Annotated in this window: 9 protein-coding genes and 1 tRNA gene; 2 read left to right on the top strand and 8 right to left on the bottom strand. The window is 33.9% G+C overall.

The features are described 5' to 3' along the window. Window positions 1-89: 89 nt before the first annotated feature. On the top strand, window positions 90-1,616 hold the full coding sequence (locus B0A65_RS20605) for an ArnT family glycosyltransferase (RefSeq protein WP_074664105.1): 1,527 nt from the start codon (window positions 90-92) through the stop codon (window positions 1,614-1,616). A 330-nt stretch (window positions 1,617-1,946) separates the two neighbouring features. Beyond that, window positions 1,947-2,019 (top strand) — tRNA-Met (locus B0A65_RS20600). A gap of 291 nt (window positions 2,020-2,310) precedes the next feature. On the opposite strand, the gene B0A65_RS20595 is transcribed toward B0A65_RS20600, so the two are convergent. The 8 genes from B0A65_RS20595 to B0A65_RS23590 form a co-directional block, all read right to left on the bottom strand. Then, complete coding sequence (locus B0A65_RS20595; protein WP_074664103.1) at window positions 2,311-2,910, bottom strand: REP-associated tyrosine transposase; 600 nt, start codon at window positions 2,908-2,910, stop codon at window positions 2,311-2,313. 612 nt (window positions 2,911-3,522) lie between these two features. Next, the gene (locus B0A65_RS20590; RefSeq protein ID WP_074664101.1) at window positions 3,523-3,879 is read right to left on the bottom strand and encodes a hypothetical protein; all 357 of its coding nucleotides are present in this window, start codon (window positions 3,877-3,879) and stop codon (window positions 3,523-3,525) included. Window positions 3,880-3,905: 26 nt separating this feature from the next. Further along, a complete protein-coding gene (locus B0A65_RS20585) occupies window positions 3,906-10,424 on the bottom strand; it encodes an RHS repeat-associated core domain-containing protein (protein ID WP_074664099.1) in 6,519 nt (2,172 codons plus the stop codon). A 3-nt stretch (window positions 10,425-10,427) separates the two neighbouring features. Continuing rightward, a complete protein-coding gene (locus B0A65_RS20580) occupies window positions 10,428-10,886 on the bottom strand; it encodes a T9SS type A sorting domain-containing protein (RefSeq protein WP_074664135.1) in 459 nt (152 codons plus the stop codon). A gap of 19 nt (window positions 10,887-10,905) precedes the next feature. Then, window positions 10,906-11,817 carry a tail fiber protein gene (locus B0A65_RS20575; RefSeq protein WP_074664097.1) on the bottom strand — a complete coding sequence of 304 codons (912 nt, stop codon included), beginning with the start codon at window positions 11,815-11,817 and terminating at the stop codon, window positions 10,906-10,908. 67 nt (window positions 11,818-11,884) lie between these two features. Next, the gene (locus B0A65_RS20570) at window positions 11,885-12,847 is read right to left on the bottom strand and encodes a tail fiber protein (RefSeq protein ID WP_083370546.1); all 963 of its coding nucleotides are present in this window, start codon (window positions 12,845-12,847) and stop codon (window positions 11,885-11,887) included. Between the two features lie 7 nt (window positions 12,848-12,854). Then, window positions 12,855-13,826, bottom strand: a complete 972-nt coding sequence (locus tag B0A65_RS20565) for a hypothetical protein (protein ID WP_074664095.1) — start codon at window positions 13,824-13,826, stop codon at window positions 12,855-12,857. A 6-nt stretch (window positions 13,827-13,832) separates the two neighbouring features. After that, window positions 13,833-14,897, bottom strand: a complete 1,065-nt coding sequence (locus B0A65_RS23590; protein ID WP_074664093.1) for a hypothetical protein — start codon at window positions 14,895-14,897, stop codon at window positions 13,833-13,835. Window positions 14,898-15,352: the final 455 nt, after the last annotated feature.

The following is a 15,352-nucleotide window of genomic DNA, read 5'->3' as shown; positions in this document are numbered from 1 at the left end:
CGAGCATAAACAATTATCCTGAAATTCAAAATAAATGATATATTAGCTAAAGAATTCGCAACACTTAAGTTATTTAGAACAAAATAGTTATGACTAAAAAAAGTATAATTCTTATCGCATTTATCATTCTAAAATTTGTTTTGCAATACATATTGATAAGCCCCGAATACGATTTGCAGCGTGATGAATACCTGCATCTCGACCAGGCACATCATTTGGCCTGGGGATACTTATCCGTTCCGCCGGTTACCTCATGGTTTTCCTATCTGATATTTTTACTCGGAAATTCCGTTTTCTGGGTTAAATTCTTTCCTGCGCTTTTTGGTGCATTGACTTTAATAGTGGTCTGGAAAACGATCGAAACACTTAAAGGGAATTTATACGCTTTAATTCTGGGCGCAACTTGTGTCTTATTTTCATGTTTATTGCGCCTGAATACATTGTACCAACCCAATTCGTTAGATGTTTTATGCTGGACTCTTTTTTATTATGTTGTTATTCAATACAGCAGCACTCAGGAAAAAAAGTGGCTCTATAGAGGAGCAGTTGTATTTGCTTTTGGTTTTCTAAACAAATACAACATTGTATTCCTGCTTATCGGACTCCTACCCGCTCTTTTACTTTCTAATCAGAGAAAAATTTTAGCAGAGAAAAAACTCTATTTTGCCTTGATTTTGGGATTACTGTTGATTCTTCCCAATTTAGTGTGGCAGTATAACAATCAATTTCCGATTGTACATCATATGAAAGAACTCGCCGAAACGCAACTGGTTAATGTTGATCGTGTTGATTTCTTAAAAGAACAATTTTTGTTTTTTATTGGTTCCTTTCTCGTTATTCTTTCAGGATTGTATGCTTTGTTGTTTTACAAACCATTTGCAAATTATAAGTTCTTCTTTGCTACGCTACTTTTCACCCTAATCGTTTTTATTTATTTTAAGGCAAAGGCTTATTACGCAATTGGCCTATACCCTGTTTACATTGCTTTTGGCGCTGTCTTTCTTTCTGAAGTTTTAAACACAGGATGGAAAAGATATTTACAACCTGTTTTTATTCTGATTCCGTTATTATTATTTATTCCGATGTACAATTTGGCTTTTCCAAACAAAAGCCCGGAATACATTGTGCAACATCCAGAGAAATACAAAGATCTGGGAATGCTTCGTTGGGAAGACGGAAAAGAGCATGCTTTGCCACAAGATTTTGCCGATATGCTGGGGTGGAAAGAATTGGCCCGCAAAACAGATTCGGTTTATGCTATTCTTCCTCATTCAGAGAAAACACTTGTACTTTGCGATAATTACGGACAAGCCGGAGCAATCAATTATTACTCTAAAAAAGGGATCAGAGCCGTTTCTTTTAATGCCGATTATGTAAATTGGTTTGATCTGAATGTGAAGTATAAAAACCTTATAAGAATTAAAGATTACGAAAAAGAGAGTCGTGAAATTGCAGAAACAGGTCCTTACTTTCAAACCTCCCGAGTGACTGGTGAAGTTTCAAATCAATATGCCCGCGAATATGGAACAACAATCTTTCTTTTTACCAACGCAAAAATAGACATCAACAAGCGACTGGAACAAGAAATTAAAAACGAAAAAGAGTATAGCAAATAAAGGATTACTTTTAGCACTATTGACTATATAAAAACCAGAAGACAAAACAGATTATTAGATCAAAACAGGAAGCCTTTCGACTAGAAATCATCAAACTCAAACAAAAAGATTACAAAACTGAGCCTACATTTGGCTTTTTATTAGGTTAAAAAAAACATCTGTATCAGGAATTACTTCATTATAAAATTGATTCTAGTACAAAAACCATCCCCATGAACACCACAAAGAGCTGTATATTAAGTATTTATTAATTTTAAAGACATCAAAAAAAATATTTCCGTAATTTCTTGCCACAACCGTATTTACTGCTTATCTTTGCACCCGAAACATCGCGGGATAGAGCAGTAGGCAGCTCGTCGGGCTCATAACCCGAAGGTCACAGGTTCGAGTCCTGTTCCCGCTACTAAGACAAAGCTTCAGAGAAATCTGGAGCTTTTTTTTGCTTTAAATTCTAACAGCTCGTGATGCTTATATCCGCCGCCGCGGACACAGGTTCGAGTCTTCGCCGCGGCGAACTACTAAGATAAAAGCTTCAGAGAAATCTTGAGCTTTTTTGTTGTAATTGTATTCGTCGGATCTATTCCGCACTCACGCTGCGCAATCCCGAAAGCCTTCGGGACTGACTTTGCGCCATTTCAAACAAATGTAATTGAAAAACGAAAACTTCTCAAAGTCTCCGACTTTAAAACTAAATCTAATATAAATTATAAAGAGTTATTGATCTCGGATCTACTACGTTTACTATTGGATTATCAACTTTTTCAATTTCTAACATTCCTGAATCATTAACATAATTTCCTGCACTAGAATAAATATACTCTGAAGCTTTAGCTACTAATCCCGCTCTCACAGGATTCAAATGTATATAGTGCAATTTAGACCACATAAACGCTGTTGAATAAATTTCTTCTGCGTGATTTCCATATTGCCAGAATTGATATTCTTTGTTTCTTTGATATTTTTCAGCTGCTAATTTAAAACGTTCTAACATCCATTCTCTTCTGTTTTCAGAACTATTTTGAATTCTATCTAAAATATTCCTTGCAATAAACTTTTTAAAATCTCTTATTAAGTCAGATAATTTTCCATTTTCAGATTGTATTATCAAATGGATATGATTGCTCATAATCACATAACCATACAAGATCATCCCTTTGTTTTTAATACAATAATCTAAACATTCAATTACAATATCTCTGTATGTCTGACGTGTAAAAATATCAATCCAGTCTACAACTGCTGGTGTGATAAAATTTGGCAGTCTTTGATCCCGAATAACATATCCTGCTTTCATTTTTAGCTATTTTCTTTCAAAAACAACAATTTTTCTTACTTAATTTATTCTTTAGAAGTAATCGTAAAAAGTCGGGAGACTTTTATAAGGTTTACAATTCCTTAGATGTAAAAAAAATGCGCAAAGTCAGAGACATTTGCGCAGCTTTTCATGAGAAGACTTCGGAGAGCGGGGCTTTTTTGTTTTGATTCTATTCGTCAGATCTATTTCTCACTGCTCGAAATCTTCTTATAAAAAGTTGTACATTCTATAATAATACTACCGAAAGCAGACATACGCTAGCAAAAAAGATTTAAAAAAGCAAAGCCATACCGTAACAGAATGGCTTTTGCTTTATTGATTTTGATTGCGTTCACGAGCGGGACGCTCGCGCTAGCAGGGGGAACTACTACGATAAAGCTGGAGCTTCTTTTTATTTTTATTATATTCATGCTATCTATACCCGCACACCCTGAAATCTTTTTATAAAAATTGCGCATTCTATGATAATACTGCAGAAAGCCAATATAGATTAGCAAAGGAAAAGATTTAAAAAGCAAAGCCATCCCATAACAGAATGGCTTTTGCTTTATTGAACTTAATGACATTGCGCTCGCGCTAGCGGGGGGAATATTAATCCCTTAAAAGATATGCACATACAAAAAGAATTATTGCAGAAAACAAAGCATACAATCTATAAATATAATATTTGAATTTAGGCACTCTATTTTTTATTCTTTGTTTTTCTTTTTCACTTAATCGATTGTAAATGAAATAATTTATTAGAAAAATTAAAAGAGAACTTATAATCATATATTTGAAATCTGTTATTTCAACGTTAATTAATTTAAAAACTATAACTAATACTAAATTAACATTCAAGGACTGAACAAATGAAATATTTAATAATATATCAATTTCAGGATCTTTATCTTTTTTAATCAATTTAATATAACTTGAAGCGGCATAATCTAACCAAAATTCTTTCATTTTTTATATTTTTTATAATACTAAAATTAAGGCTTATACCAGTGGTCAAAATACCAACCATTAATTAGACCTCTTTCTCTATAAACATCAGAATCTTTGCCAAAAAAGAGTCTATTATACCATTCTGTCTGACTAATTTTTTTATCCATCAGCTCCCATGTTAATGTAAATGCTAATCCGTATCCCCAGCCTTGACTCAAAGCAATCTCCTCGGCTGCATAATTCGAGCCAGCAGATACAATACCACCTTTTAAATCGCCGTGCACTGCCTTGTCTACCCCTTCCAAATAACCTAAATAATAACCAACTTTTCCTACTACCTTTGAAACATCTTTCAATGATTTTAATTGAGATAGGGATTCTTGATATCCTTTTTCATATAGATTAAACTGACCTGGTACAATATTACTACCAAAATCTATTGCATTTGAAGAGTTATAGGAACCTATTAGAAAATCAGACTTATTAATTGACGATTCTAAAAAATTACCAGACTCTGCTCCAATTCCAACATAATTCAAAAAATCATATGCTTTTTCATTGCCTCCTGACTTAGGCTCCACAATAGGATCATTTTGAATAACACCAGGAATATGATTTTTCGAATCATCATAACCAAAATCAGTAGTTACTGTAGCACCAAAAGTAATCCCTGCATTATTTGATGCAGCATTCCAATCGCCAGTTTTCGTATACTCAGCATATGTAGCACCAAAATGTGCGACTCCAGCTCCAATTAACGGAACTCCAATAGCTGCGCCTCCTGGTACAAAAGATAAGATAGTTCCAGCTACGATTGCCACTCCTGCAATTATGTCATTCCAATTAATTTTGAACTCCCCACTAGGATCCGTGTATTTTAGAGGGTTGTTTAGTACATATCCATAACGGTTATAATTTTGGGTATTACTTGGATCTTGTACATAATTATCTGGTTGCAGGAAACGGTGAAGTTTAGGATCATACAGACGTCCATTCATGTGTATAAGACCTACGCTTTGCAGATGTTCATGTCCTGTATAGCCTCTATCAAGAATAGTAAGACCGTTTAATATATTACCTGCACCATCCTGTACTTTTTCAATAGCTCCCCAAGCGTCAAACTTTCTTTTTTCTACTATAGCTCCAGTCTCATTGGTTATTGCCAGGATACTCCCTTGATAATCTCTATGCAAATATAATGTTTGTTCTTGTATAGCTCCTACACTACTATATGCTTTTTTATAAACAACCGGAGCCGAGTACCCATCACCACCAATATAAGTTACGAACTCAATCGCTCCTGTTTGGGTATTTTCTTTGATCTCCATAGAGCCATCGGCACTGTAATGTTTACGATAAGTTCGGGTTTCTTTAAGCCCTAATCCTCCATAAAACATAACACTTCGATTGTTGTGGGCATTATACACAAAGCTTATTTTGTCTTTACCATCTTCTACTATTTCTACAGGACTTTTAAAAGTGTTATAGCTCACCGTCTGTAAGGGTTTATTTTGATAATCAGATAAAGCCGAGGCAGTTAGTACTATCGAAGTGTTTTGGTATTTTTTATTTGAATTGGCATAATTGTAAGTTCCTAACGAGTTAGATTTAATACGCCCATCGTCTTCATAGGTCTGATTCTCTTGCACTCCTTGTGCATTAGGGTACTGTATAAGACGGTCCTGGCTATCATAATCGAAATTTTCGGTAACATTTCCAAAAAGGCTGTTTTTACGCCACTTAAGATTCCCTCTTTGCGTGTCGAAATTGGTACCTAATTCCATAATGGTGGTCATACCTAAAGTGTGCTTCATATTGGTTACATAGCCGTAACTGTCATATATATTATTGATAGTAATTCCATTGCCTAGTGCTGCTTTGGTCAACTGCCCTTGAGCATTTACCTCAGTTGTTTCCCAAAGAGTTTTGGTCTTTTGCCCATTTTTTATTTCGTATATTTTGTATGCAAAGCCATTTTTGTACTCATTTTGCGTACTGTAAGTACTGTTTTTTCCGTTTAAAGATGCTGTTTTGGTTTCTTTTTCAACCCTACCCCAGGCATCATACTCTAATTTTATTTTAAAAACAGCACCATAACCTGTAGTTTCTGTCGTGGTTTCCAATCGTTTTTTTGCGTCGTAGCTAAAATCGGTAATAATTGTTTTCCCTGCATCCCCACCATCAGTATATACCATTTTTAGAAGTAATTTGCTGTCTGGTGTATAGGTGTACTGAGTAGTACTGTTAGTATTATTACCTGCTACAGTTTTGATTTCGATTTTACCCCAATCGTTCAGTTTATATGTAGTCGTGCCATTTGGAGTCGTTTCTTTTGTGCTTTCTCCGAGTTCGTTATAATCATACGTGTATGTACCGGCCGAAGTATCTGTTAAGCTAATCTTACGCCCCCACCCATCTTGTGTTATACTTATTTTATTGCCATTGTAATTAGTTTCCTTAAGATTTCCGTTAGCAAAATAATTATAATTTACAGTACCTCCGATTGGGCTTTCGAGCAATGTAAGAACATTACCCATGGCATTTTTAGTAAATGTTTTGATTTGACCAGTGCTGCCGTCGGTGATTGTAGTGGTTCGTTTATCATATTTTATAGTCGATACTTTACCTTTATAATCTGTAATAGTTTCGGGACGGCCGTAAACATCATACAAAGTGGTATTCCATAATGGACTGCCTGTATTGGGTTCGCTAACACTAAAATTGCGGTCGTAAATATCATATTTAAAATCTTTGTAGGACATAGTGCCTTGTATGCCTTTTATACCAGTACGTATTTTTCTGCCCAATTCATCAAATAGCTCTTCACTATAAGTATCATCAGTGTTTCCAGTGAGGGTGATTTTAGCTTTTTCGCTTTCACGCATATAGGCATAGGTATGGGTTTTACCCACATAATCAGTGACTACAGTTTTCTTGAACCAGGAATCATACTCATAACCTGTTAACAAAGCATTATTCCAGACACCAAGTTCCGTTTGTTTGTTTTCTGATTTGAGTGTACCGTTAGGATAATACTCGAATGCTGTTTTGAATCCTTCAATATCAGTACTTTCTTTTAATAAAATCCCTGTTGGATCATATACAAAACTCGTTTTTCTATCTGTCAAGCCAGGTGCCGATATCGTTTTTAATATGATATTTCCAAAAGTGTCATACCCATTGGTTTCTGTAATAGCCCCAGTATTGTTACCCCATTTTTGGATTATTTTTAATAAATTACTTTCTGATCCCGAGCCGTATTGATACGTTTCCTTAGAATTCATACTATCACCAGAAGCAGTTACGTTTTGTGTTTTGCTTTTAATCCTGCCTACCATATAAGGCGAATTTATTACCGGTTCATAGGCTATTACATTAGTAGTGACTTGTTGGTTTGTTCCTCCTGCTCTAATTTTAGTTATCGACTCTATAGGATTGTTGAAATTATCATATACAGTATTGGTTTCATCACTACTATCACTTAGAATATCATAATTGTTGGATCTTACATTTTGGAGTTTAAAAACTTTGGATGGAGATAGGCTAGTTTCATAAAATGCCAAGGATTTACTTATCAGATCATAAGGAGGACTAGTATTTGTTTCTGTATATCCATTAGCGTCGTAATCAGAAGTGATTTTAGCAATAAAAGTATTACCTGCTCCAGGGGTAATAATTGCACCCGGACTAAACGTAATACTGTTTGTTGCTAAAATAGTCTCAGTTGCTGTTCTAGTATTGTTTACAGTAATTTGGCTTGCTCTGGGAACGTTTGGAGCCACATTATTTAATGCAATTGAAGGACTAACTATCCCTAAATAAGTATAACTCTCAACAATAGCTCCACGCAAATTTGGATCAAACTTAGACACGGTACTAATTGCCTTGCTATCATCTTCGAACCAATTAGTTCGCATCGAAGCGCGAAACCCCATAAAACCTAATCCTTCTAAATTGGAAGTTGCACCCGCATAGGTAAACAATTGTTTTTTATAAACAGAAGCGCTTTGTTTTTCTAATTTGGTAACTAGCTGTACAGTTGCTGCAGATTCTATATCTATCTTGGGATAAGTCTCAGCATATCCAGTAGTATATATTGACATATATAGCTCATTATAAGAAGTCGCAGATAATGGCTGATAGGTAATTGATTCTCTTACTCCGTTTCCAGTGGTTATAGTTCGTAGTAATTGATCTGTAGTGTTATCTTTATTAGAATTAAAATAAAAAATTTTATTATTACCCAGAAATGCAATTTCGAGAGTTGGATTATAGGGTTTGTCTTTAATTACGATTCCTCTTCCTGTGGGTAGGTAAATCGGCAGAATATTAAGTTTAATATCTGAAGTGAACGAACTTGCAGTTGTATATCTAAAATTAGGACTAAAAACACCATTTAAATTTGGATAATAGTTAACCTCTATTTGACCATTCCCAGCTTGATCTAAACGTGTATTAGTGCGAATTAAATCTGATTTCCCATCTTTATTACAATCAGAAGCTATATAACTATTGGTACTTGACGTTGTATTTTGTAAAAAGGTAATATTATTATTTTGAATTACCTTGATAAAATCAGTTCCTGTAGAATTATATTGATACCATTCTGTAAATCCGTATCCTTTCGGTATCATAAAATCGGTTTTCCCATCACCATTATAATCACCCAATAAAATTGTTTTACTTAAATCTACAGAGATATTTGCATCTGGATAGTTCCATAATAAAACTAATTGATTCGTACTATTGAGTGTATAGGTTGTTACCTTTCCATTTTCAAAAACCATAAAATCCGATTTACCGTCTCCATTTACATCGGCTACTTCCACCTTAGAACTGGAAGTTATAACTGAAGCCAATTCACCAGAATAGGTTAGAAAATTGGTAGTATTATCTCTTTTTAAATCTACAAAATATACTTTCTTGGAAGTTATTATTTCTGAATTTGTTAAACAGCCATAATAATAATCATCTGTATAACTAAATGATCGAAGCTCTAGGTCAATAGCAATAACATCAGTTATACCATCACCATTAAAATCTCCTGAAAGTATTTTCTTTGGGAAAATAGTTTCTACATCAACTGTTGAGCAATAATCATCACCAGATCCCCCAATAGTTTGAGTTGGAAAATTTACCACTTTTTCGTATTGGTAATAAATAGGTGATGATATTCCAGCAGAATAAACCGTAAAAGTATAATTAGTAGCTGATTTTTTTGCCACAGCCCAGCCTTGTTTTGCATAAAGCTTATTATTCCAAGTTAACCAATTAACAGGGAAAATAGTCTCAAAATACCCCACTTTATGTTCGAAACCCAAATTAGTGCCTCCTGAATTTATATCAGAATACAGCCAGTACTTTGATTTAGTATCAGGGCCAATTGTAGGATAGATCAAGAAATCCATTTTTTCATCACCACCAAAATCTCCGGAAACAGTAGCTGCATTTTGAGATGATATATTCCCAACGCTTAAGTTTGTGGTAATATTTGCATATGATATTAATTCGCTGGAGTTTTCGTAATAGAATACCGTTGGGTTATAACTTTTAGTCCCATCCCCACTTAATTCAAATACTTTCTCTAACCGCTGATATCCTAAAGAGCTAGAATTGTATGAAAAGTTATAATTTCTAAAACCTATTCCATTGCCTCTCACTTGAATTTTTTCTAATATCTTGTTATTCAGTATGCTTTTACCACCTATATAGGACTGCTCTGGCCTTGTACGAGTACCATAAACAAACTGAATTTCATTAATAGGAGCTGTCGTTCCTGTTGTACCATATTTTATGCTAGTTATAGCAATACTGTTTTCTATTTTAGTATAGTTATATGAAATTCTTACTCCTTGCGGATTTTGCCAATAATTTATGGTCCATGTGGTAATTGATTGGGAATCTAAAGTAGAACCAAACTCTGCTACAGAACCATCAGGGTATGATACTAAAAAAGAGGCAGGCCCATAATTAGCACCTAGTGGCGATACTCCGACAGCACTAATTTTAATATTGGAAAAATTCTCGGTTTCATAAGTTGAACCCGCCGCGCCATACGCTGCCCCAGTTTTTAAAATCAACCGTTGTCCATCCAGAGCAAAGCGGTCGTTGGCATCAAGATTTACGCCTCCCACTGCACCATCATGAAATTTTGTCCTCGGAATTCTGGTAATAGCAGAAACACCTGCGATGTTCCAGCCGTACCCTGCAATTCCATTTCCTGCCTGACTACTATAAACTAAACTTATCTGAGGAACAACACCATTAATTCCTGCAGGTACTGCAATTGGAATAGAATAACCCGCTACTCCGTTAAGTGAAACTGACAATTGTCCTTCGGTAATCCCTACTTCTGTTGAATTTCCAGTAGGAGCCGGTGTTGCGTTTACTGCTGATAAACTAGATGCTTCGCTATTGATTTGAGTCTTATTAACTGGAGTATTTAGTATTTCATTACTTCTCTTGATAAGAGTTACACCTTCAACAGGTGTTCCTCCGGAATCCTGAGCTGACGCAAGAAAAGATAAACTGATAAATAGGAATGTAAAGTAAAAATTTCTCATATATTATTTCTTGATAATTTTAATTGATTTTTGCTCACCGTTATTGTAGTAAAGCATAACAGCATAAATTCCCGTTGGATAATCCTGAAAAGCAATATTCTGGTTATCATTGTGAGCAGTTGGCTCGTAACTTCTTAGTAGCTGCCCTGTTAAATTAAAGACCTGAATAGAGGTAACGTAGTTCTCATCCTTGAGTTCCCATTTTATATAAAGTTCCTCTTTTACCGGATTGGGATAATAGGAAATAACATCTTCTTGCGAGAATTTCAGTAAATCTTCATCGGCTAAAGCCTCAATTTCTTTTACTTCTTCTTTGGCCGGTTTTGCTAGTGGGTTGCATCCCGAAAGGCATAACTCTCTTAAGATCTGATTTCCGGCAGAATCATAATTAAAAGTTATTTTTTGTTGGGCGTTTGAAAAAAGGGTTATTCCAAACACTATAAGGGCAATTATTTTTTTCATATTAATATTTTTAATCTCGTTATTTATTTTCAACTACTTCTAATCTCTTAGTGAGTGTTTCAATAACTTTGGCTAATTTTTCAGTATTTTTCTGTTGCTCGATTGTGTACAGAGTCAATTCTTCAATTTTCTGTAAAAGCTTAATATTCATTTCCCCCAAATTAATCCCGTTTTTCAATACCTCTTCTTCACTTGGAATACTCTCTAAATGTCCTTTTTCATTGATGTGTTTTTCGACTTCTTGAAGTGTTGGTAAATCGTATTCTTTTTTGAAAACGTAATCGGGCCAGCCATTCACATCGACTTTTACTTCTTTGGAATGGATTGTTCCGTTTACGGCTAATTTTGCATCTGGCGTTGTTGTGCCAATACCAACGTTACCATTGATATACAATTTATCTGGAGAGCTGTAAGATGGAGGATTAAATCCTAAACCCATTCCATAAGCATTCAATGCTAAAATACTCCCTTCTTCAGTACTTTGAATATCTATAAATCTATAATTACTTGCATATTGAGGTGTGCCCCAAGAACCTTGGTACATAATTTTTATTGCTTTTGCGATGTTTGGATCATGTGATCTAAATATATCTATACCTGCTTGAGGATTAGAACTACCTATTCCTAAATTTCCACTAATACTCTGATTTCCTGCAAAATCATTTCTCCCTCTAGTTGCTAATTCATACCAGGGATTCCATGTGTTAGTATCACCATTTTTAGTTCGATACGATATATGACTACCTCCATGAGGTCCATAATCTGAACTTATTTGACAATCATATTGATTTCCCAAACCACCATAACTAATAAGAGCACCGTTCCATGGAGTTCCCGAGTCCGCATACGCAAAAGTGTATCCTCCTTTGAAATAGTCTGCCGTACCCGCGCTTCCGATAGCATTCGATGGATTTAAACTTTGTGCTATCAAACTGATATAATTAAAGATTACAAATGTTATTGATAGTAAAATTGATTTTTTCATCATCATCTTATTTTTAATTATTTTCTACTTTTTTTAGTCTATTTTCTAAATGAATAATTTTTTTATTCTGTTCAATCAAGTATAAAGTCATTTCTTCGATTTTTTGTAATAACTTAATATTCATTTCTGATAAATTAATCCCCTCTTTTTTCATTTCATCAGCTGATGCGATTTCAGGTAAATGTTTATTTTCTTTGATATATTGATCAACAGCATCCAGAGATGGCAAATTGTAATTATTTTCAAAAACAAAATCAGCTCCGGCATCTACTGTTACTTTTACTTCACGAGAGTTGATATTTCCCGCTACAGTAAGTTTTGAGGTTGGATTAGTGGTGCCAATGCCGACATTTCCGTCATAATTCCAGGTCATCACCTGTTGATCAGGAATTGAATTCGTATTTGCACTGCCATTTACATATAATTCAAGTTTACTTCCAGAAACACCGCTTCCGCCATGCCCTATTCTAAATTCGGCATTTTCATTATAAGTATAGTTTGTAGAACCATTACGAGATAGTTTCAGAATAGATTTTGTTGGTGCTAATTGCCCGGATGGCTTGCTTTCGCTACTTTCATTAATTTCAAGTTTACTACTTGAATTATCTTTCCCAATAGCAACATTTCCATTGGAATTGGCCATTATTAATTGTTGCCAATTTCCCCACTGTGGGTCCTGCGGAAAGGCATTTCTATAAAAAACACCACCGTTGTTAAAATTTAATTGATGGTTTTTATCACCACTATTATCCCCCCATGGAGATAAAGTTAAATTTGCTGAATACATTCCTGATCCAGGCACTCCAATAGCAGCTCTTAGTTTAAAATCTGATCTAACTGAAAAACCTGAAAAATTTGGTAAATCATTTTGAGATCTAGTGTCATTTACAGATAAATATGTACTATTTTGAGCGTAGTTTTTGTTATATATAGAAAAAAGGACGAAGGCTATTAAAGGGAATACTTGTTTTTTCATTTTGCTATTATTTATGTTCTTTTAATTTTATTATGTCATATTTCATTTTCTCATTTTCCTTTTTTATTTCAATCATATACAAGGTCAACTCTTCAATTTTCTGTAAAAGTTTAATATTCATTTCAGATAAATTAATTCCATCTTTTTTCATTTCATTGGCAGAAGCAACTTCAGGTAAATGCTTATTTTCCTTGATGTATCTGTCAACAGAATCTAGAGAAGGTAATTCGTAATCCTTTTCAAATACAAAATCAGCACCGGCATCTACTGTTACTTTTACTTCACGGGAATTTATGTTTCCTGCCACAGTAAGTTTTGATGTTGGGTTTGTTGTTCCAATGCCAACATTGCCATTACTTAATAATGTCATTTTTGGAATAGCGTTCGTTGGAGCTGCACCTGCTGTGTAAAGGTAGATTACATCATTAGTCCCATTATAAGTAGACTCTAAGACTTTAGAAAATGCATATCCCTTTGAATAAATTGCTCTACCATATAAAAAAGCTATATCACCAATGACATCTAATTTATATGTTGGTGCAGTTGTTCCAATACCTATATTTCCATTTAGAATATAACTATTACTATTTCCTGTAATTTTTAAATTACCCATCGTTTCAATATCGTTTTTTGAATCTAAAAGATACTGCCAATCTTGCCATGTCGTTTGTCCATAAAATGCGCTTCTATATAATATTCTTCCATTATCACCACTACCTGCGAAATAAAGCTGAGAATCTAAATGTGAGACTCGACCATTTATTTCGAGTAAAGTTCCGTATTGTGAAGGTGCATTTATCCCATTGTAATTATCCCATAATTTGATAGACATAGGAGCAATTCCGTCCCTTGGAATGGTATTAAAAACCTTTTGATCCGTATTCCAATTTAAACTTTGAGAGCCTAAATTGCCATTAAAAGTTTGGCTTTGTAAAAATGAATGAAATAGGGTAATAATTAATAGTAGAGATTTATTCATATGCTTTTATTTTAATTTTTCTTCAATTTTAGAAAGTCTTTCAAATATTAATTTGAAATTTTTATTTTCGTTTTTCAATTTATCCATTTCACTTTTTTGATCAAGAATTTGTTTGTTTTGTTCAATCATATATAAAACCATTTCTTCAATCTGCTGTAACAATTTAGAATTCATTTCTCCCAGATTAATCCCATTTTTCGATACCTCTTCTTCACTTGGAATATTCTCTAAATGTCCTCTTTCCTTGATGTATTTTTCGACCTCTTGAAGTGTTGGTAAATTATATTCTTTTTTAAATACAAAATCTGACCAGCCATTCATATCGACTTTTACTTCTTTGGAATGGATAGTTCCGTTTACATCTAATTTATTTATTGGATTAAAAACTCCAATTCCAACATTTCCTCCACCTCCTTGAATAATTAAATCACTCCAGGCATTTAATTGTGAGTTATGAGCTCCTAAACATGATTTGCCATTATTTTCACCTATTACTACGGCATTTAAATCTCCTGAAGAAACTATTCTTCCTCGCCAAATATTATTTGATGTTCCACTTTCCTTAACATGAAGTTTAGTTTGCACTCCTACATTTTCTGCACCAAGGCTGACATTCCCATCCGAATTCACCTTGATTGCCTGTATATCTATTCCAGAAGAAGATACAATGTTTAATGACAGAAAATTATCTAATAATCTAAGATATGATCCCCCTCGTGCTGGGTTTAACAAATGTAGACCTCCACTTACATTATTAAAATTATGTATATTATTTCCAATTCCAACACCTGAATAAGTAAGCCCTGGTTCGCTTGCCCATAACATTAAATCAGCTTGATTTACATCACTAGTTCCCCCAGTTGAGTGAAGCAAAATTCTGGAATCGCCATGGCCACCATAAACTTCTAATTTATTTGTAGGAGCAGTTGTTCCAATACCTACAAAATTATTTCCAGACGTACCCTGAATTGCTCCGATTGGTGTATATATTTGAGCATTTACAAATAGCGTAAAAACAATTAAAACAAGAAGGGTAATTTTAATTTTCATAACTTTTATTTTTTTTTTCAATTTTAGAAAGTCTTTCAAATACTAATATCAAACCATTGTTATTGATTTCCTGAACTGATCAGATTCCAGTGAACGTTTATTTTTGATGTAATCTTCGACTTCTTTAATGATTTAAACTTGTAGTCTTCTGCAAAAAAATAATCAGATAACGAAGTTTTGCGCGCAAATCTAAGTTACTCACTTGTTAGAATTTTACGGAAAACCTCATTTTGAATTTTAATATTCAATTTTTGCAATAAACATTGGGAAACTTTGGTCTATTTTTTTTATAAAATTAAAAACTTTCAAAAATCAAAATTGATCTTAAAGGTTTATTTAAATTCAAAAAGGAGAAACTTAACATTCATATATTTAAAGTCTTTAAATCATCTATAAAATGGTTCGATAATTGTCTCGTTAGGACTACTAAGACAAAGCTTCAGAGAAATCTGGAGCTTTTTTGTTTATATTTACTT

Origin of the sequence: Flavobacterium frigidimaris (assembly GCF_002217275.1) — a bacterium.
In the GTDB taxonomy this organism is placed as follows: Bacteria; Bacteroidota; Bacteroidia; order Flavobacteriales; family Flavobacteriaceae; genus Flavobacterium; species Flavobacterium aquidurense.
The sequence above is the reverse complement of the archived record's forward strand: the minus strand, read 5'-3'. Positions and strand labels throughout refer to the sequence as shown.

Coding starts and splice junctions, on each gene's coding strand:
- B0A65_RS20580 (WP_074664135.1), bottom strand. CDS start 10,886: ATGAAAAAAATAATTGCCCTTATAGTGTTTGGAATAACCCTTTTTTCA.
- B0A65_RS20595 (WP_074664103.1), bottom strand. CDS start 2,910: ATGAAAGCAGGATATGTTATTCGGGATCAAAGACTGCCAAATTTTATC.
- B0A65_RS20585 (WP_074664099.1), bottom strand. CDS start 10,424: ATGAGAAATTTTTACTTTACATTCCTATTTATCAGTTTATCTTTTCTT.
- B0A65_RS20570 (WP_083370546.1), bottom strand. CDS start 12,847: ATGAAAAAACAAGTATTCCCTTTAATAGCCTTCGTCCTTTTTTCTATA.
- B0A65_RS20605 (WP_074664105.1), top strand. CDS start 90: ATGACTAAAAAAAGTATAATTCTTATCGCATTTATCATTCTAAAATTT.
- B0A65_RS20565 (WP_074664095.1), bottom strand. CDS start 13,826: ATGAATAAATCTCTACTATTAATTATTACCCTATTTCATTCATTTTTA.
- B0A65_RS20590 (WP_074664101.1), bottom strand. CDS start 3,879: ATGAAAGAATTTTGGTTAGATTATGCCGCTTCAAGTTATATTAAATTG.